This window comes from Arthrobacter sp. CJ23, from assembly GCF_024741795.1.
In the GTDB taxonomy this organism is placed as follows: Bacteria; Actinomycetota; Actinomycetes; order Actinomycetales; family Micrococcaceae; genus Arthrobacter.
This window is the reverse complement of the sequence record NZ_CP102950.1, coordinates 2,283,498-2,302,388: the sequence shown is the minus strand read 5'-3', so window position 1 is coordinate 2,302,388 and position 18,891 is coordinate 2,283,498. Positions and strand designations below refer to the sequence as shown.

Annotated in this window: 18 protein-coding genes; 8 read left to right on the top strand and 10 right to left on the bottom strand. The window is 68.2% G+C overall.

The features are described 5' to 3' along the window. Window positions 1-28: 28 nt before the first annotated feature. From NVV90_RS10140 to polA, 3 genes are all read right to left on the bottom strand, one after another. The gene (locus NVV90_RS10140; protein WP_258441014.1) at window positions 29-1,033 is read right to left on the bottom strand and encodes a polysaccharide deacetylase family protein; all 1,005 of its coding nucleotides are present in this window, start codon (window positions 1,031-1,033) and stop codon (window positions 29-31) included. A 41-nt stretch (window positions 1,034-1,074) separates the two neighbouring features. Next, a complete protein-coding gene (locus NVV90_RS10135) occupies window positions 1,075-2,391 on the bottom strand; it encodes a GNAT family N-acetyltransferase (protein WP_258441013.1) in 1,317 nt (438 codons plus the stop codon). An 86-nt stretch (window positions 2,392-2,477) separates the two neighbouring features. Further along, complete coding sequence (polA, locus tag NVV90_RS10130; protein ID WP_258441134.1) at window positions 2,478-5,117, bottom strand: DNA polymerase I; 2,640 nt, start codon at window positions 5,115-5,117, stop codon at window positions 2,478-2,480. Window positions 5,118-5,289: 172 nt separating this feature from the next. On the opposite strand from polA, the gene NVV90_RS10125 reads away from it, so the two are divergent. Then, the gene (locus NVV90_RS10125) at window positions 5,290-5,754 is read left to right on the top strand and encodes a hotdog fold thioesterase (RefSeq protein ID WP_258441012.1); all 465 of its coding nucleotides are present in this window, start codon (window positions 5,290-5,292) and stop codon (window positions 5,752-5,754) included. Window positions 5,755-5,788: 34 nt separating this feature from the next. Here the strand turns inward: NVV90_RS10125 and NVV90_RS10120 are convergent, their stop codons facing one another. From NVV90_RS10120 to NVV90_RS10095, 6 genes are all read right to left on the bottom strand, one after another. Beyond that, complete coding sequence (locus NVV90_RS10120; protein ID WP_258441011.1) at window positions 5,789-6,340, bottom strand: dihydrofolate reductase family protein; 552 nt, start codon at window positions 6,338-6,340, stop codon at window positions 5,789-5,791. A gap of 13 nt (window positions 6,341-6,353) precedes the next feature. After that, the gene (locus NVV90_RS10115) at window positions 6,354-7,274 is read right to left on the bottom strand and encodes a hypothetical protein (protein ID WP_258441010.1); all 921 of its coding nucleotides are present in this window, start codon (window positions 7,272-7,274) and stop codon (window positions 6,354-6,356) included. After that, complete coding sequence (locus NVV90_RS10110; protein WP_258441009.1) at window positions 7,271-8,260, bottom strand: hypothetical protein; 990 nt, start codon at window positions 8,258-8,260, stop codon at window positions 7,271-7,273. Before NVV90_RS10110 ends, NVV90_RS10115 begins: the two co-directional genes overlap by 4 nt. A gap of 110 nt (window positions 8,261-8,370) precedes the next feature. Beyond that, a complete protein-coding gene (locus tag NVV90_RS10105) occupies window positions 8,371-8,592 on the bottom strand; it encodes a hypothetical protein (RefSeq protein WP_258441008.1) in 222 nt (73 codons plus the stop codon). After that, complete coding sequence (locus tag NVV90_RS10100) at window positions 8,589-9,785, bottom strand: inorganic phosphate transporter (RefSeq protein WP_258441007.1); 1,197 nt, start codon at window positions 9,783-9,785, stop codon at window positions 8,589-8,591. The genes NVV90_RS10105 and NVV90_RS10100 overlap by 4 nt, the downstream gene beginning before the upstream one ends. A 168-nt stretch (window positions 9,786-9,953) precedes the next feature. After that, complete coding sequence (locus tag NVV90_RS10095; RefSeq protein ID WP_258441006.1) at window positions 9,954-10,466, bottom strand: HAD domain-containing protein; 513 nt, start codon at window positions 10,464-10,466, stop codon at window positions 9,954-9,956. 128 nt (window positions 10,467-10,594) lie between these two features. Here NVV90_RS10095 and kynA point away from each other — a divergent pair, with 128 nt between their 5' ends. The 3 genes from kynA to NVV90_RS10080 are packed head-to-tail and all read left to right on the top strand — an operon-like array spanning window position 10,595 to window position 13,566. Beyond that, a complete protein-coding gene (gene kynA, locus NVV90_RS10090) occupies window positions 10,595-11,464 on the top strand; it encodes a tryptophan 2,3-dioxygenase (RefSeq protein WP_258441005.1) in 870 nt (289 codons plus the stop codon). 36 nt (window positions 11,465-11,500) lie between these two features. Then, window positions 11,501-12,739, top strand: coding sequence for a kynureninase (locus NVV90_RS10085; RefSeq protein WP_258441004.1), 1,239 nt, complete (start codon window positions 11,501-11,503; stop codon window positions 12,737-12,739). Continuing rightward, window positions 12,736-13,566 carry a PaaX family transcriptional regulator C-terminal domain-containing protein gene (locus NVV90_RS10080; RefSeq protein ID WP_258441003.1) on the top strand — a complete coding sequence of 277 codons (831 nt, stop codon included), beginning with the start codon at window positions 12,736-12,738 and terminating at the stop codon, window positions 13,564-13,566. Before NVV90_RS10085 ends, NVV90_RS10080 begins: the two co-directional genes overlap by 4 nt. 31 nt (window positions 13,567-13,597) lie before the next feature. On the opposite strand, the gene NVV90_RS10075 is transcribed toward NVV90_RS10080, so the two are convergent. Continuing rightward, window positions 13,598-14,320 (bottom strand): GntR family transcriptional regulator, encoded by a 723-nt coding sequence (locus NVV90_RS10075; RefSeq protein ID WP_396125377.1) that lies wholly within the window; start codon window positions 14,318-14,320, stop codon window positions 13,598-13,600. Window positions 14,321-14,544: 224 nt separating this feature from the next. Here NVV90_RS10075 and NVV90_RS10070 point away from each other — a divergent pair, with 224 nt between their 5' ends. The 4 genes from NVV90_RS10070 (at window position 14,545) to NVV90_RS10055 (ending at window position 18,837) form a co-directional block, all read left to right on the top strand. Next, a complete protein-coding gene (locus NVV90_RS10070) occupies window positions 14,545-15,453 on the top strand; it encodes an N-acetylglucosamine kinase (RefSeq protein ID WP_258441001.1) in 909 nt (302 codons plus the stop codon). Between the two features lie 58 nt (window positions 15,454-15,511). After that, window positions 15,512-16,576, top strand: coding sequence for an SIS domain-containing protein (locus NVV90_RS10065; RefSeq protein ID WP_258441000.1), 1,065 nt, complete (start codon window positions 15,512-15,514; stop codon window positions 16,574-16,576). A 129-nt stretch (window positions 16,577-16,705) separates the two neighbouring features. Beyond that, window positions 16,706-17,845 (top strand): DUF2092 domain-containing protein, encoded by a 1,140-nt coding sequence (locus NVV90_RS10060; protein ID WP_309304111.1) that lies wholly within the window; start codon window positions 16,706-16,708, stop codon window positions 17,843-17,845. After that, complete coding sequence (locus NVV90_RS10055; RefSeq protein WP_258440999.1) at window positions 17,842-18,837, top strand: ABC transporter ATP-binding protein; 996 nt, start codon at window positions 17,842-17,844, stop codon at window positions 18,835-18,837. Before NVV90_RS10060 ends, NVV90_RS10055 begins: the two co-directional genes overlap by 4 nt. Window positions 18,838-18,891 lie beyond the last annotated feature (54 nt).

Sequence of the window (18,891 nt, the reverse complement as noted above, 5' to 3'; positions counted from 1 at the left end):
TTATTCTAGTCGCTCCCGCCAACGAGGGTCAAAGCGGCAGGACATCACCCAGGTGGGCGAACGTCACGCCGTGGTCCAGAAGCCGTGGCAGGGCCTTGGCATATCCCGCCGCGGTCCCGCTGCCGGGCTTGTTGAAATGCGAGATCACGATGTCCCCCGCCCCGGTCCGCCCCACCTCGGCGGCGACTGCTCCGGCAGGATAGCTGGCACCGGCGTCGCCGTTGATGGTGAAGTTGACCGGCAGCAGTCCCAGCCTGCGCGTGATGGCAGCCGTCACCTCGTCATAGAAGGCCGTGCCCGGGCGGAAAAAGCGTGCCGCCTTGCCGGTCAGCTGTCCAAGGACCGGCTGGTTGCCCATGATCTCGTCGTAGACGGCGCCGACGCCGGCGGTTCCGGGAATGCCGTAGGCGGCCTGGCCGGCCACGGACAGGGGCCGGTGCTGGGAGCCGTGGTTCGCCAGCTCGAAAAGCGGATCGGCCGCGAGCTCCGCGGCCAGCCCCGGGTTGGCCTGGATCCAGCGCTGGTTCATGAACAGCGTGGCGGGCACGTTCAGGGACCGCAGGGTTGCCAGGAGTTGCTGACCACAGCCCGTTCCGCCGGGCCCGCCGCAGGCATCAAAGGTCAGCGCGGCATGGCGGGAGGCCGAACCGTTCACGACGCCCGTGACGTGCAGCCCCCATTCCTTGGGCCGCAGTCCCCCGAATTCGGCGATGATCTGCTCTTTGTCCGGCAGCGCGGCGAGTCCGGACGAAACGTTCGACGGCGGTGCTCCCGCTTGGTTTCCCGCCCTAGACTGCTGGGCAGCGGCGGCCTGCTGGCTGGACAGCGCCTCGATAGGTGGCGGCGGCGCGGCCGGCCCTGCTGAAGGAATTGCAGGAGCGCTGGAAGGAAGTGCAGTTGACGCCGGACTCGTTGTGGATTGGCCCACGCTTTCAGTAGTTGCGCACGCCGCCAGGGCGGCGGACGCAAGGCCCGCCGTTCCAAGCAGCACTGATCGCCGGCCGGCCAGCAGCCGCCGCTTGGAATCCCCCATGGATGTCCCTGTCTATATGTGTGAAGCGTGTGAAGTTGTGGCTAGAAGTGCGTGAGGCAATGAGCCGATCGCTCGACGGCGAACATCTGCTGAGCCTCAAAAGCAGCGCCTGGCCGGTGTTCATGGATCCGCCCAGCCGCAGCAAGCGTAACCGGCGACACGGCTCCGAGGTATATCGAGCCGAGGTCTGTGACGTCCATGTCCAGGTCAGGCGTCGCGCCGGGTGCTGCCTCGACGACGGCAGCAGCACCGTCGTCGTCGGACTCCAGAACCCAGGTGCCGCCCGCCAAGCCCAGTGAATCCCTGACGCCCAGGACGAGACGGCGGGCAATTGGATAGTGCCGTGCAGACAGAGCCGCGGGGGCGTCGAGTATCCGCAGCCAGAGCATGTCCCGCACATCCGAGGAGTCGATACACCGCGGGTCCTCAAGCGCCCACGTCAGGGGGTCATCCACGGGAGCTTCCGCCCAGGTGACCTGATCAATGAGGTCGATGCTGCCCAGGAACCGCCAGAGGTCCAAGTAGGCCGCATTCGTCGCTGCCACCAGGTCCACGATTTCCATGGTGTAGGGCTTTGTATCCCACCCCTTGAAGCGGTACGAGACGTAGCCATCCGCAATGCCGGAGGCGTCGTAGTGCAGTGCGCTGCGGACACCGGCGTCCGGCTTGCCGTCGTGGCCTATCGAGCCTGATGCCAGCAGCCGGTAGTACTCCTGCCGCTCCATGGATCCGGGGCTGACGTGCTGCACGCGTTCGAAGATCGTCGGAGCCAGCTCAAGCAGCGCCGCCGGGTCGGCGACTTCGACCGTGCCGCTCGCCAGTCCCTTAAGTCGGAACCGTGGACCGGTATCCACTTTTATGCTGCGCTCAAACGTGGCCACTCCAAAACCGAAGCGGCCATAGATGGAACCCTCCGATGCCGTAAGTGCCGCCATGGCGAGGCCATCGTCCTTGGCGCCGGCGAGATCTGCCGTGATCATGCCACGCAGGATTCCGTTGCGGCGATGCGTGCCACGGACTGTCACCGCAGTCACCAGGTTGGATTCCAGCTGCCGCCCGAAGCCAATGTTCAAGGCTTTGCGCATGGTGGCATAGGTCGCCACGGGGACTTCAGCCCCCAGGGAGTGTTCCGGCACGCCTCCGTTGACGTACACGCCGGTCAGCTCGCGATTGTCGATCCGGTAGGCGGTCAGGGTCTTGGCAAGGTATTCGGCGTTGCGGCGTTCTTGGTGGAAGCCGTGGGCAACAGCCTGGACCCACGTGGAGCAACGGTCGTAGGCAGGGTTCTCCTGGTCGTCTACGGCAAGGAAGCGCTGGACAATATATTTCTCGGAGTTTCTTACATTGGGATCAGCCACGCCCCCGAGCCTAGCCAGACGCCGAAAGGCGCGCCACCATCTGGGCGGCGCGCCTTCCAGTGATCCTGTGGATCTTGGCTCCGGGGCTAGTGACCGGCGTCGTGCCAGCTGGAGCCGACACCGATCTGGACGTCGAGCGGGACGGTCAGCTGGGCGGCGGAGCCCATCTGCTCGGCAACGATCTTCTCCACGGCCTCCCGTTCACCGTTGGCGACTTCCAGGACCAGTTCGTCATGGACCTGCAGCAGCATGCGGGACTTGAGTCCTTGGCCGGCCAGCTCGGCGGCGACGCCAAGCATTGCGCGCTTGATGAGGTCCGCGGCCGATCCCTGGATCGGCGAATTGAGCGCGATGCGTTCGGCAGCTTCGCGGGCCTGCCGGTCCGTGCTGGTCAGGTCCGGGAGGTAGCGCCGGCGTCCCTCGATGGTGGCCGTGAAGCCGTCCACGCGGGCCTGGTCCACCACACCGCGCAGGTAGTCCCGCACGGCGCCGAAGCGGTCGAAGTAGTCCTTCATGAGGGTCCGTGCCTCATCCACGGAAATCTCCAGCTGCTTGGACAGGCCGAACGACGTCAGACCGTAGGCCAGGCCATACGACATCGCCTTGACCTTGGAACGCATGGCGCTGGTGACTTCTTCCGGTGCCACGTTGAAGATGTGCGCACCGACGAAGCGGTGCAGGTCCTCGCCGTCCTTGTACGCCTGGATGAGGCCCGCATCGCCGGACAGGTGCGCCATGATGCGCATTTCAATCTGCGAGTAGTCGGCGGACAACAGGCATTCATAACCCTCGCTGACCACGAAGATGCCCCGGACGCGCCGGCCTTCCTCGCTGCGGACCGGGATGTTCTGCAGATTGGGGTTGTTGGAGGAAATGCGGCCGGTGGCGGCCACGTTCTGGGCGTAGGTGGTGTGGATGCGCCCGTCCTCGCCCACGGCCTTCTTCAGCGTCTCCACCATCTGGGCCAGCTTGGAGGATTCGCGGTGGGCCATGAGCTGGACCAGGAACTCGTGCCCGGTCTTCTCCAGCAGCCCCTTCAGCGAGGCGGCGTCCGTAGTGTAGCCGGACTTGATCTTCTTGGTCTTGGGCAGGCCCAGTTCCTCGAACAGCACGGTCTGCAGCTGCTTGGGCGAGCCGAGGTTGACCTCGTGGCCGATGGCGGCGAAGGCCTGTTCCTGGGCGTTGTCGATGACCTTGGCGAGATCTGCGAGCTGCTCGTTCATGCGGTCCATGGAGACCGCGATGCCGGTGAGTTCCATCTGGGCCAGGACGCGTGCCACCGGCAGTTCCAGGGTGGTCAGGAGGGCATCGGCCTTGCGCTCGATCAGTTCCTGCTCGAAGTGCTTGCTGAGGGTGTGCACGACGGCGGCCTGCTGGACCAGCGCGGTGGCCGCCGCATCGTCGTCGCCGCCGAGTTCGAGTTCCAGCTGGCCCGATTGGGCCGCCGGCGTGGTCAGCGTGATCTTCAGGTGGTGCTGGGAGAGCTCGGGAAGTTCGTAGCTGCGCCGGTCCGGCTGGATCAGGTAGCCCGAAATGGCGGTATCGTCCACCACGCCTTCAAGGCCCAGACCGCGGTTGTGGAGGGCCTTGAGCCCGGCCTTGAACTCGTGCATGACCTTGGCTTCCTCGGGATCCTGCAGCCAGTGGGCCACGACGGCCTCGGCGGCGGCATCCAGGGCCGGCAGCTCGATGTAGGCGGCGCCGCCCTTGCGGACCACGGCCAGCGCCGCAGCGTCTTCCCCGATCCGTCCCGGCACCGGCTGGACGGCGAGGGCCGAGCGCATGCCCGAGCCCGCAGCGAAGAAGGCCTTCAGCGCGGCTGCCTCCGTCAGCGTGGCGAATTCCGGAGCCTCGATGGTTTCCGGTTCCGCACCGGCGGTGTCGTCCCCGTAGAGGGCGAAGAGCCGGGTGCGCAGCGTCCTGAATTCGAGGGTGTCGAAGAGCTCTTCCACGGCCTGGCGGTCCGGCCGGGGTTCGGCGAGCTCGGCCAGGCCCACGGGGAGCTCAAGATCGCGCAGCAGGTGGTTCAGGCGGCGGTTCCGCTTGACGCTGTCCAGGTTGTCCCGGAGTGCGGCACCGACCTTGCCGCCGATGGAATCGATGTTTTCCAGGATTCCCTCGAGCCCGCCGTAGAGGTTGATCCACTTGGCGGCGGTCTTGGGGCCGACGCCGGGGACCCCGGGCAGGTTGTCGGCGGACTCCCCCACCAGTGCGGCCAGGTCCGAGTAATGCGACGGCGACACGAAGTATTTTTCTTCGATGGCGGCGGCATCCAGGCGCGGGATGTTGCTGACGCCCTGCTTGGGGTAGAGCACCAGAACGTTGTCGTTGATGAGTTGGAACGTGTCCCGGTCGCCGGAGACCAGGAGGACCTCGAAGCCTGCGGCGTCGCCCTGCGCCGCCAACGTTGCCAGGATGTCATCAGCCTCGTAGCCGGGCATCTTGATGGTCTTGATGCCCCAGGCGCCCATGACCTGGTCGATGAGGTCGATCTGGCCGTGGAACTCGTTGGGAGTATCGTTGCGGCCGGCCTTGTACTCGCTGTACTCGGCCTTGCGGAATGTGGTGTCATCCGAAACGTCGAAGGCAACGGCCACGTGTGTGGGCTGCTGGTCCCTGATGAGGTTGATCAGCATGGAGGTGAAGCCGTGGACGGCGTTGGTGTGCTGCCCCGACGACGTGGCGAAATTCTCCGCCGGCAGGGCGTAGAACGCCCGGAAAGCCATGGAGTGGCCGTCAAGCACGAGCAGCCGCGGCCTGCCTCCGCCCACCTCCGCGGGAGCCGGCGTGGCCCTTGGGGTCGGTGCCGTGGCGATGGCAGTTGTGGCCGCTGGAACTGTGGCCTCTGGAACAGGGCCCGGTTTGGTTGTTTCACTCACAGGTGCCAGCCTAGTTGGCATGGTAGACAATTTCACGCCGAACCCGTTCGTCGACGAGCTCAACCAGGCCGGCGTTCCCGAGGAACTGCACGGCTGGCTGTCCCGCTTCGGCGTAGGCCCGCTGGTGGTCAAGATGGGGATCCGGTTCTCGGAGCTCACTGCGCAGCGGAGCGTTGCCACCATGCCGGTGGAAGGCAACACCCAGGTGGCGGGCATCCTGCACGGCGGAGCCCATGTGGTGCTCGCCGAGACGCTCGGCTCCTTTGCTTCGGCCCTGCATGCCGGACCGGGACGCCATGCCGTGGGCATCGAGGTGGGCGCCACGCACCACCGCTCCGTCTTCAGCGGATCCGTGACCGGCACCTGCACCGCGATCCACCTGGGCGGCACGCTGGCCACCCACGAGATCGTGATCACCGACGAACAGGGCAGGCGGCTCTCCACGGTGCGGATCACCAACATGATCCGGGACAACCGCCCCTAGACCAGCGGGTTGGGGGAACCGGCGCTTCCGCGCATCAGCCGGGCTTGCCCGGCAGGCGGTAGTGCAGCTCCACCGCAGCACCACCAACGGTGCGCGAGGACAGCAACTCCAGCGGCGCCGTCGGGCCGTCCAGCGGCAGCAGCCGCTTCCCGGACCCCAGCACCACCGGGATGATGGTGACGATCATTTCGTGCAGCAGCCCGGCGTTGGCAAACTGCGCCACGAGATCGCCGCCGCCAACGAGCCACACGTTCTTCGCGCCGGCGTCCGCCAGCAGGTCAGGGGCGAACTCGCGGACGTCGCCACGGACGAACGTGACGTCCGAGCCCGCAGGGGCCGCATGTTCGTGGTGGGTGAAGATCCAACACGGGATGCCCTGGTACGGCCATTTCCCGGCCTCGTGTTCCATGAGCCAGCGGTAGGTGTGGCCGCCCATGGCGATGCAGCCGACGCCGGCCATGAAGTTCTCGTAGCTTTCGTTGACGCCCTCCACATGGTCGAACTGGAGCAGCCAGCCGAGGTCGTCGTCCTCGGAAGCGATGAAGCCGTCGATGGTGGAGGCCACGTAGTACTGGAAGATCGACATGGGGCCAGAATAGTCAGTCCGCGGCCGGGTTCCCATACTCCACGCGGACGCTGTCGTCGTCGGGCAGTACAACCACGCGGCCCTGTTTGAGGGTCCAGCCGTCGTTCAGGAGGAAGATCCGCCCTCCGCTCACCAGGAGCAGCCGCAGCCCGGTGTAGCGGTACAGCGGCTGGGCGGTGCTGCCGGCAGCCTCCTCCCCGCGTACGTTTTCCTCGCGCACGTTCGGTGCCGTGACGGCGAGCCTCTCCTTGCTGTAGACGACGGCGGTGGGCAGCAGGTGCGAGCGTTCCTGGTAGTCGAGGGCTGCCCCGCGGCCCAGGGCCTGGGCATAGTCGGAGGTCCCCCAGAACAGCAGCAGGGTGACCAACACGAAGACGAACGACCGTTCCAGCCCGCGCGGGGTCATCCGCAGGCTGCGCCCCGGGACGGCGGAGCGGCGCCTGAGGCTGAGCCCCCAGGCGCCGAACACCAGCCCGCCGGCGATCAGGAACGGCACATAGAGCAGGATCCGCCCGGGCTGCGTGACGATGACAGTCCACATGACGGCGGCGAAAAGGAATCCGGCGGCGAGCACCGCCGTCGCGGCCCTGCGGACAATGGTGCGGAACCGCGGAGTGCCGAGCATCCGTTCCACGGCGCGGTCCGCCATGAGCCACAGCAGCCCGATGACGGCCAGCCATGCCAACGGCTGGAACAGCGACTGGATGCTGCGCAGGATGAAGTCCTGCACCGTGAAGCCGAACAGGCTGACGTCCAGCCCCATGGACTTGGCCTGCGCATCGGTGCGGGCCCAGCCGAAATAGACGAGCAGTGCGGTGGCAACCGTCAACGGCGGGCCAATGACGGAGAGGACGTCGAGGGTCCGTTGCCAGCGCGAATCCGCCAGGCTCCGGTCCTGGCTTGCGGTCTCCGGTTCGGCAGCCGCCTGGTTCACGGCGTGGCCGTGTCTGTGGCCGTTTCAGTGGGGCCTGCGGTGCCGCTTGATGTGCCCGTTTCACCGGGCCCATCGGGCGGGGTGCCCGCCGGGCCTGCCGTACCCGTGGTCTCCGGCGGCTTGGTGGTGGGCGTGGTGTCGTCGTAGAAGAATGTTGCGGAGCCCCGCACTTCGAGCGTGTCCGTGATGGTGATCCGGATCGACTCCTTGCCTTCGGCCGGGGGCATCGTCAGGTAGAGGGTTTCGTAGTCCCCGCCGCCGGAGGGGCGCTCCAGGAAGGCCGTCTCGCCGTCGACCTTCACTTCGTCAACCCGCACGTAGTAGCCGTCCAGGCGGACCACGGTGCCGCCCGAGCTGGGGCCTGAGGGGCGGGACAATCCGGGGACCGGCTTCAGCCCCGCGTCCACCACGGTGAGGCCGCTCAGATGCCGGGGGCAGGCTTCACCCGTGCCGGGTTCCGGGGTAAGCGCCAGGCCCGGATGGGCCCGGTGGTAGGCGACGACGGCGGCGGAGACGGTTGCGACGGTGCGTTCCAGGCATGATGCATCCGTCACGGACGGGGCAGCGGCGACGGCCGCCCCTGCGGTGTCCCAGTCACGTTGCGCGCCGCTTTGCAGGGCACGGCAGACGGCGGCCGCAGCCTTCCAGGGCTCTGCGTCGTCCGCGCCCTGCAGGCTTTGTTCGAGGGCATCGCATTGCCGCTGCTGGAGCAGGAGATACCGTTGGCCGGCAGTGGGATCCGAGGGGCCAACGGGCCCGATGGGAACCCAGCGGAGCACCGGGGCGTCTGCTTTCGGAGCGCCCGGGCCCGCCGGACCGGCAGGCTGGGCCGCGGTGGGATCGGACCCCGCAGCGGCGCCGGATGGCGGGGCACCGCCCGCGGCAGAATCGGCAGGAGGCGCGGGAGCGGCGCAGCCGGAGAGCCACGCCACCAGGAGAAGGACGAGCAAGCGTCCGATGACACTCTTTCGCGTTCGGCTCTTCATGACAGCCCCGCCTCTGCCGGATCATGACCACGCAGTCACACTGCTGATTATTCTCCCGAATGGACGTATCGGCCAGAGCCTGTCCGCCAGAGCCTGGGGAGTGCAGGGGGCTACTTCCCGAAGTACGGAACGATCAGGTAGATGCCGAACAGCACGGCCGCACCGCAGACGGCGAAGCACACGTAGGCGAGGGAACGCAGGAGCCCGGGAGACTTCTGCTGGGCATCGCCCGCGATGGCGGTGAGGCGGACGCCCAGGGAGTACAAGACCACCAAGGTCACGGCGGAGAAGAGCGTCACGCCTGCAACCTGGAGCAATTCCAACCACTTCACAGCTGCACATCCTTGCTCTTGGTGGACTTCTTTTTCTTGCGGAAGCGGACGGCGTGGCCGGCTTCCTCGACCTCGACGGCGTTGTGGTGGCCCACATGCGACTTACGGGAGGCCAGGAACATGAACAGCACGGCGGCGGTGCCCGCCACGGCGGCGATGACCACACCCACGGTGCCGATGCTCACGAGCCAGGCCGTGAGGCCACCCACGATCGCTGCGGCAGGCAGCGTGAAGAGCCAGCCGAGGGCAATCTTGCCGGCAGTGCCCCAACGCACTGAGGTGCCTTTGCGGCCCAGGCCGGAGCCGATGACCGAGCCCGAGGCCACCTGCGTGGTGGACAGTGCGAAACCAAGGTGCGAGGACGCCAGGATCGCCGAGGCGGTGCTGGTCTCTGCGGCGAAGCCCTGTGCGGGCTTGACCTCGGTCAGGCCGGAGCCCATGGTGCGGATGATGCGCCATCCGCCGGCATAAGTGCCGATCGCGATGGCCAGTGCACAGGCTGTCACGACCCAGAACTGGGGGCCGCTTCCTGCGGCCTGCGTGCCGGAGGCAATCAGGACCAGGGTGATGATGCCCATGGTCTTCTGGGCATCGTTGGTGCCGTGAGCCAAGGCCACGAGGCTGGAGGTGAAGATCTGGCCGGTCCGGAATCCGCCGCGCTTCTGCGTGAGCTTGTCACCGGTTTCGGGATCGTGCCGCGAGGTCAGGGCGTAGGCCAGGCGTGTGCACAGGTAGGCCACGCCGCCGGCGATGACCGGGGCGAAGACGGCCGGCAGAATGACCTTCTGCAGGACGGTTTCGAAGTTGATCGAGTGCAGGCCGATGCCCACCACCGCGGCACCGATCAGGCCGCCGAAGAGGGCGTGCGAGGAACTGGACGGCAGTCCCTTGAGCCAGGTGATCATGTTCCAGAGGATCGCGCCCATGAGACCGGCGAAAATGACCTCCGGGGTGATGTGGATGCCGTCCGATCCTTCGCGGATCAGTCCGCCCGAGATGGTCTTGGCCACCTCGGTGGACAGGAACGCACCCACAAGGTTGAGCACGGCGGCCAAGGCGACTGCGGTCTTAGGTTTGATGGCACCGGTTGCGATGGGCGTGGCCATCGCATTGGCGGTGTCGTGAAAACCGTTGGTGAAGTCAAAAAATAGGGCCAGCGCTATGACTAGCGCGACCATGAAGGTGATTTCCACCTGTTGCCCAATCTGCAGAGTCGACGTTCAGCAGTTCCACTTCCCCGTGCCTGCCATGCACTGCATAGTTCAGCAGTTGTTCAACTGGCTGCACTTGCGGAATTCAATCTGACGGGCCTGAAACCTTTAGAATCCTACGTGCCAAGTCCGGCATGGCCAAACACCGTATCAGCCCAGAAACTCCCGAATTGCCGCCAGCTCGCGGCGGCGCAGCCCCCGCCGGGGATCCGGTGAGATCCAAAGCACACGGCCGGGCTGGAAATCGGCCCAGGAACGGGCTGCAGCCTCGTGCTCCAGCTGGTCATCCACCCAGACGATGCGCTCGGCCCCACGCGCCTCCACATCCCTCCGCAGGGCGTCCAGCTTCCACCATTCGGCGGATTCATCCCAGCCCGCACTGGACAGCACCGGCCAGTGTTCGCCCTGGAGGCCGATGGCCGGGCACAGGAATTGGGGCGCAAGCCGTTCCCAGGTGGTGAGCCAGACAAACCTTGCGGCGGGGTGCAGGGCCAGCTCATTGAGTTCGGCGACCATCTCGGCTGCATAGACGACGTCCAGGATGCCGGCGTCGGCGATTTTCCACGCGGTACCCCAGTCCGTGGCGCCCAGCGGGCCGAAGGGGTTCACGACGCCGTCGACGTCCAGGTACAGCGAAACGGTGGGCTGCGGCATACCGGGCATGTCACCCCCTCCTGGACATGGCGACAAGCCCAGCCTAAGTCAACGGCCGCCCGGCGGGCCGGGACCAGCGCATCAAATCATTGAATTCATTCTCTTGACGTTCGTCACTGAACTGATATTCTCGAGGCATGGAAAACCCCGCAGCCCCCTCCTCCCGCAGCGTCCGGCCCCTTGAGGAGTCGGTCCGCACCGACTTCAGCCAGGCGATGTCCTACGGCGGATACCTGGATCTCGACCGGCTGCTGACGGCCCAGCACCCCCTGAGCAAGCCCGAGCACCATGACGAAATGCTGTTCATCATCCAGCACCAGACCAGTGAACTGTGGCTCAAGCTCGTCCTGCACGAACTGCTGGAGGCCCGGCGGCTGCTCGGCGCCGACAATCTCGGCAAGGCACTGAAGTGCATCGCCCGCGTCAAGGCCATCCAGCGCACCATGACCGAGCAGTGGTCCGTTCTTGGCACGCTGACCCCGCGCGAGTATTCCGAGTTCCGCGGCTTCCTGGGCAGTTCGTCCGGCTTCCAGTCGTACCAGTACCGGGGCGTGGAGTTCCTCCTGGGCAACAAGAACCGGGACATGCTCCGCGTCTTCGAAAGCGATCCCGTAGCGCACGCCCAGCTCAGCACGCTCCTGGAGGAGCCCACCCTTTACGATGCCTTCCTCGCGGTCCTGGCGCGCGCCGGCTACGCCGTGCCGGCGGAAATCCTGGAGCGGGACCCCAGCGAGCCGTGGACCTTCCAGCAGGCCCTGGTTCCGATCTTCCGGGACATCTACGAATCGGAAGCAACAACGTGGGGCCTCTATGAAGCCTGCGAAGACCTGGTGGACATCGAGGACAACTTCCACGCCTGGCGGTTCCGGCACATGCGCACGGTGCAGCGGACCATCGGCTTCAAGGTGGGCACCGGCGGCTCCTCCGGCGTCGACTTCCTCAAACGCGCCCTGGACCTGACCTTCTTCCCCGAGCTCTACGCCGTCCGCACCGAGATCGGCAACTAGCCCCGCCACCCCGGCCACCCCTACCCCTGGAGAGACATGAACACCGTGCAGGAAACCCAGCGCCCGTCGTCGGCCGAGCTCGACGCCGCCGACCCCCTCGCCGCCCAGCGTGAAGCCTTCTACACCCCCGGCGGCGGGCAGCTCGCCGCCTACCTCGACGGCAACTCGCTCGGACGCCCGCTCAAGGCCACCGCCCGGAACCTGGCGGCGTTCGTGGAGGACGCCTGGGGCAGCCGCCTCATCCGGGGCTGGGACGAACAGTGGATGGACGAGCCCACCACCGTGGGCGACCGGATCGGCGAAGTCACCCTGGGCGCCGCCGCCGGCCAGGTCACGGTGGGCGATTCCACCTCCGTCATGCTCTACAAGCTGATCCGCGCGGCCGTGGACGCGCAGCCGGGCCGCGACGAGATCGTGGTTGACCGGGACAACTTCCCCACCGACCGCTTCATCATCGAAGGCATCGCGGCGGAAAAGGGCGCCACCATCCGGTGGATCGCCTCCAACCCCGCCAGCGGCGTCCGCACGAGCGATCTGGAGGGACTGCTCAGCGAGCGGACCGCCGTCGTCGTCCTCAGCCATGTTGCGTACCGCTCCGGCTTCATGGCCGACGCCCAGGCCATCACCGCCATGGTGAAGGACTCCGGTGCGCTCATGCTCTGGGACCTGTGCCATTCCGTGGGCTCCGTCCCCCTGCAGCTGGACGCCTGGGGCGTGGACCTCGCCGTGGGCTGCACCTACAAGTACCTCAACGGCGGGCCCGGATCCCCCGCCTTCGCCTACGTCAACGCCGCCCGGCAGGACGCCCTGCAGCAGCCCATCTGGGGCTGGATGGGCGCCGAGAACCCCTTCGGCATGACGGACAGATACACCCCGGCCCAGGGAATCCGCCGCTTCATCACCGGCACGCCGCCCGTCCTGGCCATGCAGCCGCTCAAGGACATGCTGGAACTCATTGCCTCCGTGGGCATGGACGCGGTCCGGGAGAAATCCGTCAAGCTGACCGAACACGCCGCAGCCCTGGCCGAGGAAATGCTGGTGCCGCTGGGCGCCGAGATCGTCAGCCCGCGCGACACGGCCGAACGCGGCTCGCACATCACCGTCGACCACCCGCTGTTCGGCGACGTCACCCGGAAACTGTGGGAACAAGGCGTCATCCCGGACTTCCGCCCCCCGCACGGCCTGCGCATCGGCCTGTCCCCCCTCAGCACCGGCTACGAGGAGCTCGAACTGGGCATCACGGCCATCCGCGACGCCCTCGCCGAACTCTTGTGAGCGCCGTCCTCGACGACATGGACTCCCGGCCCGGGAGCACCACGTCCCTGCTGCGCACCGTCATCGGCCTCTACCTGCGCGGGACGGGCGGCTGGATGCCCACCACCGGCCTGCTGGCACTGATGGGGGCACTCGACGTCGACGGCCCGGTGGCGCGCACGGCCCTGAGCAGGTTGAAGAAGAAGGAGATCGTGCTTCCGGCGGCGCGTGACGGCGTCGCGGGGTTCGGCATCACCGACGGCGCCGCGGCCATGCTGGCCCGCGGCGACCGCAGGATCTTCAACCCCCGCAGCATGTCCGCCGCGGACCGCTGGTGCCTCGTCTCGTTTTCCATCCCGGAGACCGAGCGTGAAAAACGGCACCAGCTGCGCCGGCGGCTGCACTGGATCGGCTGCGGGACCGTGGCCGCAGGCCTGTGGATCTGCCCGGATCCGCTGCGCGGCGAGGTGGAGGAAATCCTCGATGACCTGTCACTGCGCGGCATGGCCACCCTGTTCGTCACGGACACCCCGCTGGTGGGCGGGAGCATGCAGGACGCCGCGGCGTCCTGGTGGGATCTCGACGCTGTGGCGGGGCTGCACCGCGACTTCATCCGGCACTGCGGCGGCCTGCCGGCAGCTCCTGCCGGGGCCAGCGCGGACGCTTTCGCCGCGTATGTGCGGTGCATCGACCGGTGGCGGATCATCCCGTATCTGGACCCCGGACTGCCGGAGGGGTTCCTGCCCGGGGATTGGCCGGGCACGGAGGGCATCGCCCTGTTCCAGCGCATCCTCGCGGCCTACGCGGACCCGAGTGCCGGGTTCGTGAAGGCCACCCTGGGCGAGTAGCCGCACGTCGCGGCGGGCCGCCGGCCGGCACTCAGCTGCCTGACTTCACCCGGGCGACAAAGCGGAAGCGGTCGCCGCGGAAGGCACTGCGCGTCCATTCCACGGGGGTCCCGGCTGCGGTCCGGGCCAGCCGGTGGACCACCAGCAACGGCGCGCCCATTTCGATTCCGAGCAGGCGGACCTCCTCGGGACCCGCCAGCGCGGTCTCCACGGTGTCCTCGACGTCGATGATGTGGATGCCGTAGCCGTCGGCGAGGGCCGCGTAGAGGGAGCCGGACTTCTCCAGGTTCGCCTTGAACCGCGGCAACTTTCCGGGCAGGTAGGCGACCTCGTGGGCCAGCGGTTCGCCGTCGATCAGCCGGATGCGTTCAAGCCGGTGGACGGTTCCACCCTCCGGGACCTCGAGCCTCCCGGCGGTCTCCGGACTTGCCTTGACAGTGCCGAGCCCCAGCACCTTGGCATCCGGACGCAGGCCGTCGGCCCGGACGTCGTCGGAAAACGAGGTCAGCTGGCGCACATGGGTGACCTTGGGCGGCGCCACGAAGGTCCCGTGCCCCTGGATCCGGCCCAGTTTTCCTTCGGCCACGAGTTCGCTGATGGCCTGCCGCACCGTGGTGCGTGACGTTTTGTAACGCTCCGCCAGGGCCCGCTCCGTGGGGATCATGGCGCCCGGCGGTTCCTGGGCAATGAGCTGCAGAATCTCGGTCTTGAGCAGGTAGTACTTGGGCAAAGCGGGTACGGCATCAGCGGACATATTGGACATCCTACTTGTGGACAGCGGGATTGGTCTATGCCAATCTGGTGAAAGTTGGTCTAAACCAATTCCGAAATACTCCGCAACTCCCCCACTTTCACCAGATCCAAAGGGACCAAGATGTCGATCCTGCAAGACCTCAGGCACACGCCCGTCCCCGGGCAGCAGCCGGCCACCGCCGCCGTGGCATCCGCCCCGGCCGGAACCACGCTGGCAGGCCGGCGGTGACGCCGGCAGTCCTGGGCCTGCACATCGGCGGCTCCAAGACCCACGCGCTGAAGGCCGCGTCCGGTGCGGACACGGCTGCCGGAGAAGGTGTCGAGCTCACCGAGGACAGCGCCAACCTCGCCTCGCTGGGGCACCAGCGGGCGGACGCCGTGCTGCGGCGCATCGCCGCCGAACTGGGCGACGGCGTCCAGGCCGTCTACGCCGGTGCGGCGGGGGCCGACACGCCTGCCAACCGCGCGGTCCTCGCGGCGCTCCTCACCGAGCATTTTCCCGGCGCCAGGATCGACGTCGTGCATGACACCCGGATCATCCTCGCGGCTTCCGGGCTGCAGTCCGGTGCCGTCCTGGTGGCCGGCACCGGTTCGGTGGCCTGGGGCCTGACGCCCGACGGGCGGGAGGCCCGCGCCGGCGGCTACGGCTACCTCCTGGGCGATGAGGGCGGCGGCTACTCCGTGGTCCGCGATGCCGTCCGCGAAACGCTGCGCGAATACTATGCCGGCCTGGAACCGGGTCCCCTGGCGCAGGCTTTGCTGTCCGCCACCACCAGCGCCGACCCCCTCCAGCTCATGGACCTCTACTACCGGAAGCCCGAGCCACGCTACTGGGCCGGGTTGTCCTCACTGGTCTTCGAGCTCGCTGCCGCAGGAGACCGGGAGGCCGCCCACATCGTGGCCGACGCCGCCTACGCGCTGGCTGCCCTGGCCCGGCAGGTCCATGGCAGCCTCGGCACCGAACTGCCGCTGATCCTGGCCGGCGGCCTCCTCCTGAAGCACCCTGAACTCGCCGCCGCCGTGGCCCGCAAGCTCGAGCCCGAGGACCCCGGAAAGGTCCGGCTGCTGGAACGGGCCCCGGTCCACGGCGCCGTCGAACTCGCACGCCGGGGACTCGCCCAGGCCGGCGCCTGAGCCGCCCCCTCACGGAGCCCCCACATACCTTGCCTTCCCCCATAGACAGACAGGAACCATGACAGTCACTTCCCCCTCCCCGACGCCCGCGCTGCCCGGCACGCGCATGGCCGGCGAAATCAGCGAACAGCCCCTGGTGCTGGCCCGCGTGCTGAAAGAAGGCCTCGAGGCCTTCCGCGGCATGGCCGCCATCATCCGCAAGGCCAAGCCCCGCTTCGTCCTGCTCGCCGCCCGCGGCACCAGCGACCACGCCGCGCTGTACGCGAAGTACCTCATCGAAATCAGCATGGGCCTGCCGGTCGGCCTCGCATCGCCGTCGACCCTAACCGCCTACGGCGCCACCCCCGCGCTGGACGGCGTGCTGTGGCTGGCCGTCAGCCAGTCCGGCGGTTCCCCGGACCTGGTGGAGTCGACGGCGGCGGCGCGCCGCTGCGGCGCCCTGACCGTGGCGCTCACCAACTCACCAGGCTCCAATCTGGCCCAGGCCGCAGAGCACCATCTGGACATCCTCGCGGGCAGCGAGACCGCCGTGGCCGCAACCAAGAGCTACACCGCCCAGCTCCTGGCCCTCTGGCTGCTCATCGACGCCTGGCGCGGCGGCACCGGGACCCGGGCGGCAGGGCTGCAGGACTGGGCCGCTTCCGTGCTCGACGACGACACCGTGCTGGATCTGGCCGGCCGTTACCGTTTCGCCGACCGGATCATCACCACCGGCCGCGGCTACTCGTACCCGACAGCCAGGGAGGGCGCCCTGAAGCTCATGGAAACCTCCTACCTGCCGGCGCAGGCCTTCTCCGGGGCGGACCTGCTGCATGGCCCGTTCGCGATGATCGATGCCCAGCATCCGGTGATCGCGGTGGTGCCCGAGGGCATCGGCGGCGACGCCATGCGCCCGGTCCTGGAGCGGCTCTCCGGGCGCGGCGCCCACGTCTGCATCGTGGGTGACCCTGCTGCCGCGGCCTCCGGCGGACTGGTCATCCCGCTGCCGGGCGGCGTCCCCGAGGAGCTGTCCCCCATCCTGCAGATCCTCCCGCTGCAGCGGCTGGCCCTTGCCTTGTCCGTGGCCCGCGGCAACGATCCCGACGCGCCGCGGGGCCTGCTCAAGGTGACCGAAACCTGGTGACTTCCGCCTGACGATACCGCGTTGGCCGGGTGCGGTCGGCATCCGGCCAACGCCGTGGGCAGGTGCCTCAGGGAGGTGCCGGGAGTAGTCTGGAACCATGGCCTGCACCCCGGTTGGTTGGTGGTTGTGATGCGCACGTGGCAGCACTGGCTGCCGGCCGCGCTGGTCCCCCTTGGGCTGGCCGCCGCGACGCTGGCGGCGTCCCTCCAGGCCGGTGCCGCCGTCACCCTGCCGGAGAAAAGTACGGCGGAAATCCTGGCCATGATCGGCACCTCCGATGTCCGGGCGCTCTCCGGAACCCTGGAACAAAACTCTGAACTGGGCCTGCCCGAACTGCCCCGCACCGGGCCCACCGCTGTTCCCGGTGCGGCCTCCGTCCTTGAACTGCTGAGCGGTTCCCACACCGCACGCGTCTACCTCGACAGTCCGGACAAGGCCCGGCTGCAGATCCTGGACCAGCTCGCCGAACGTGACGTGGTCCTCAACGGCAGCGAGCTCTGGCTGTACAACTCGGCGGACAACAGCGCCGCCCACGCTCAGTTGCCCGCGGCGAAGCTGCCCGCAGCGGGCCTGCCGGAGTCCAGGATCCCCAGGCCAGCAGGCCCCCTGCCCTCGCGGCCCGCGATGCCCATCCCTGAACAACTCGCCCAGCACTTCCTTGCCGCCGTCGAGCCCAGCACCGAGGTGACGGTGGGGCAGCCCTCCCGCGTGGCGGGACGCAGCGCCTACCACCTCGTCCTGAACCCCCGCAGCACTGAAACCCTGGTTGAGTCGGTGGCCATCGACGTCGACTCCGAGACCGGCCTGCCGCTCGGTGTCGAGTTGCGGGCACGGGGACAGGCCGAGCCCGCCTTCTCGCTCGCCTTTACGGAGCTAAGCCTTGCAGTGCCCGACGCCGGCTTGTTCAGTTTTGTGCCGCCGCCCGGCGCCACCGTAGAGGAGCTGGCCGCGCCCGCGAAGCCCGCTGTCCCGCCCACGCCAGGTACCAAACCGGCCGACCCGGCCGTGCCGCCGCTGCCGGAAACGCCGGGAGGCCCTGCGGCAGGCGGTGTCACCGTTTCCGGCAGCGGTTGGGACACCGTGATCGGCTTGCCGCCCGGCACCGTGGCATTCGGCGCCGATCCCCTTCTCGCCCAGGCCACGCAGGCCGTTCCGGGCGGCAGGGCGGTCAGCACGGCCCTGGCGACTGCGCTGCTGCTCGACGACGGCCGCGTGTATGCGGGCATGGTACCCCTCGAGCGGCTGCAGTCCGCAGCCATGACCCGGTGACGGCCGCGGCCGCCCCCGGCGGCCTCGCGATCGAAACCCACGGGCTCAGTAAGCACTTTGGCCAGCGTGCCGCCGTCGACCGCATCGACCTGGCGGTGCCGCGAGGTTCCGTGTACGGGTTCCTGGGCCCCAACGGTTCCGGCAAGACCACCACCATCCGCGTGCTGCTGGGCTTGGCGTCCGCCGACCACGGGGACATCCGGGTCCTGGGCCGGGAGATGCCGCGCGAGCTGGCCGGCGTCCTACCGGAGGTCGGGGCGCTGGTCGAAGGGCCGGCGTTCTATCCCTTCCTCAGTGGCGCGGCGAACCTCAGCCGCCTGGACACCGCCGACCGCCATGCGTCCCCCGCAACCCGGCGGCGGAGGGTCGGCGAGGCGCTGGACCGTGTCGGGCTGGCCCACGCGGCCGGCAAAAAGGTCCGCGCCTATTCCCTCGGCATGAAGCAGCGGCTCGGCATCGCGAACGCCCTGCTCCGGCCGCGTGAACTGCTGGTGCTGGACGAGCCCAGCAACGGCCTCGATCCGCAGGGCACCCGCGAGGTCCGGCACCTGGTGCGCTCCCTGACTGACGGGGGTGCCACGGTCTTCGTTTCCAGCCATCTCCTCGCCGAAGTCGAACAGATGTGCACCCATGTGGGCGTGATGAGCGCCGGACGGCTCGTCGCTCAGGGCACGCTGGACGGGCTCCGGGCCGCCGGCCGCACGCGCGTCCAGGTCCTGACGCCCGACGTCGGGACCGCCGGCCGCGTGCTGGCGGGGCTTGGGCTGGAGTCGGGTTCGCCGGACGGCACGGGCTCCCCGGGCGCACCGGGAGCCCGCCCCGGTGAAGCCCTTGTGTGGGCAGAGCTGGCCCGCCCCGGCGTCGAGCCCGAAGCGATCGTCGCGGCACTCGTGGCCGGCGGTGTCCGGGTACGTGGTTTCACCGTGGAGCGTTCCAGCCTCGAGGAACGGTTTGTGTCCCTGACCGGGGAGGGGTTCGACGTTGTCGGCTGAACACTTTGTCGCTTGAGCAATCCGGGCCGGCCGCCCGCGGCCGGCCCGGTGGAA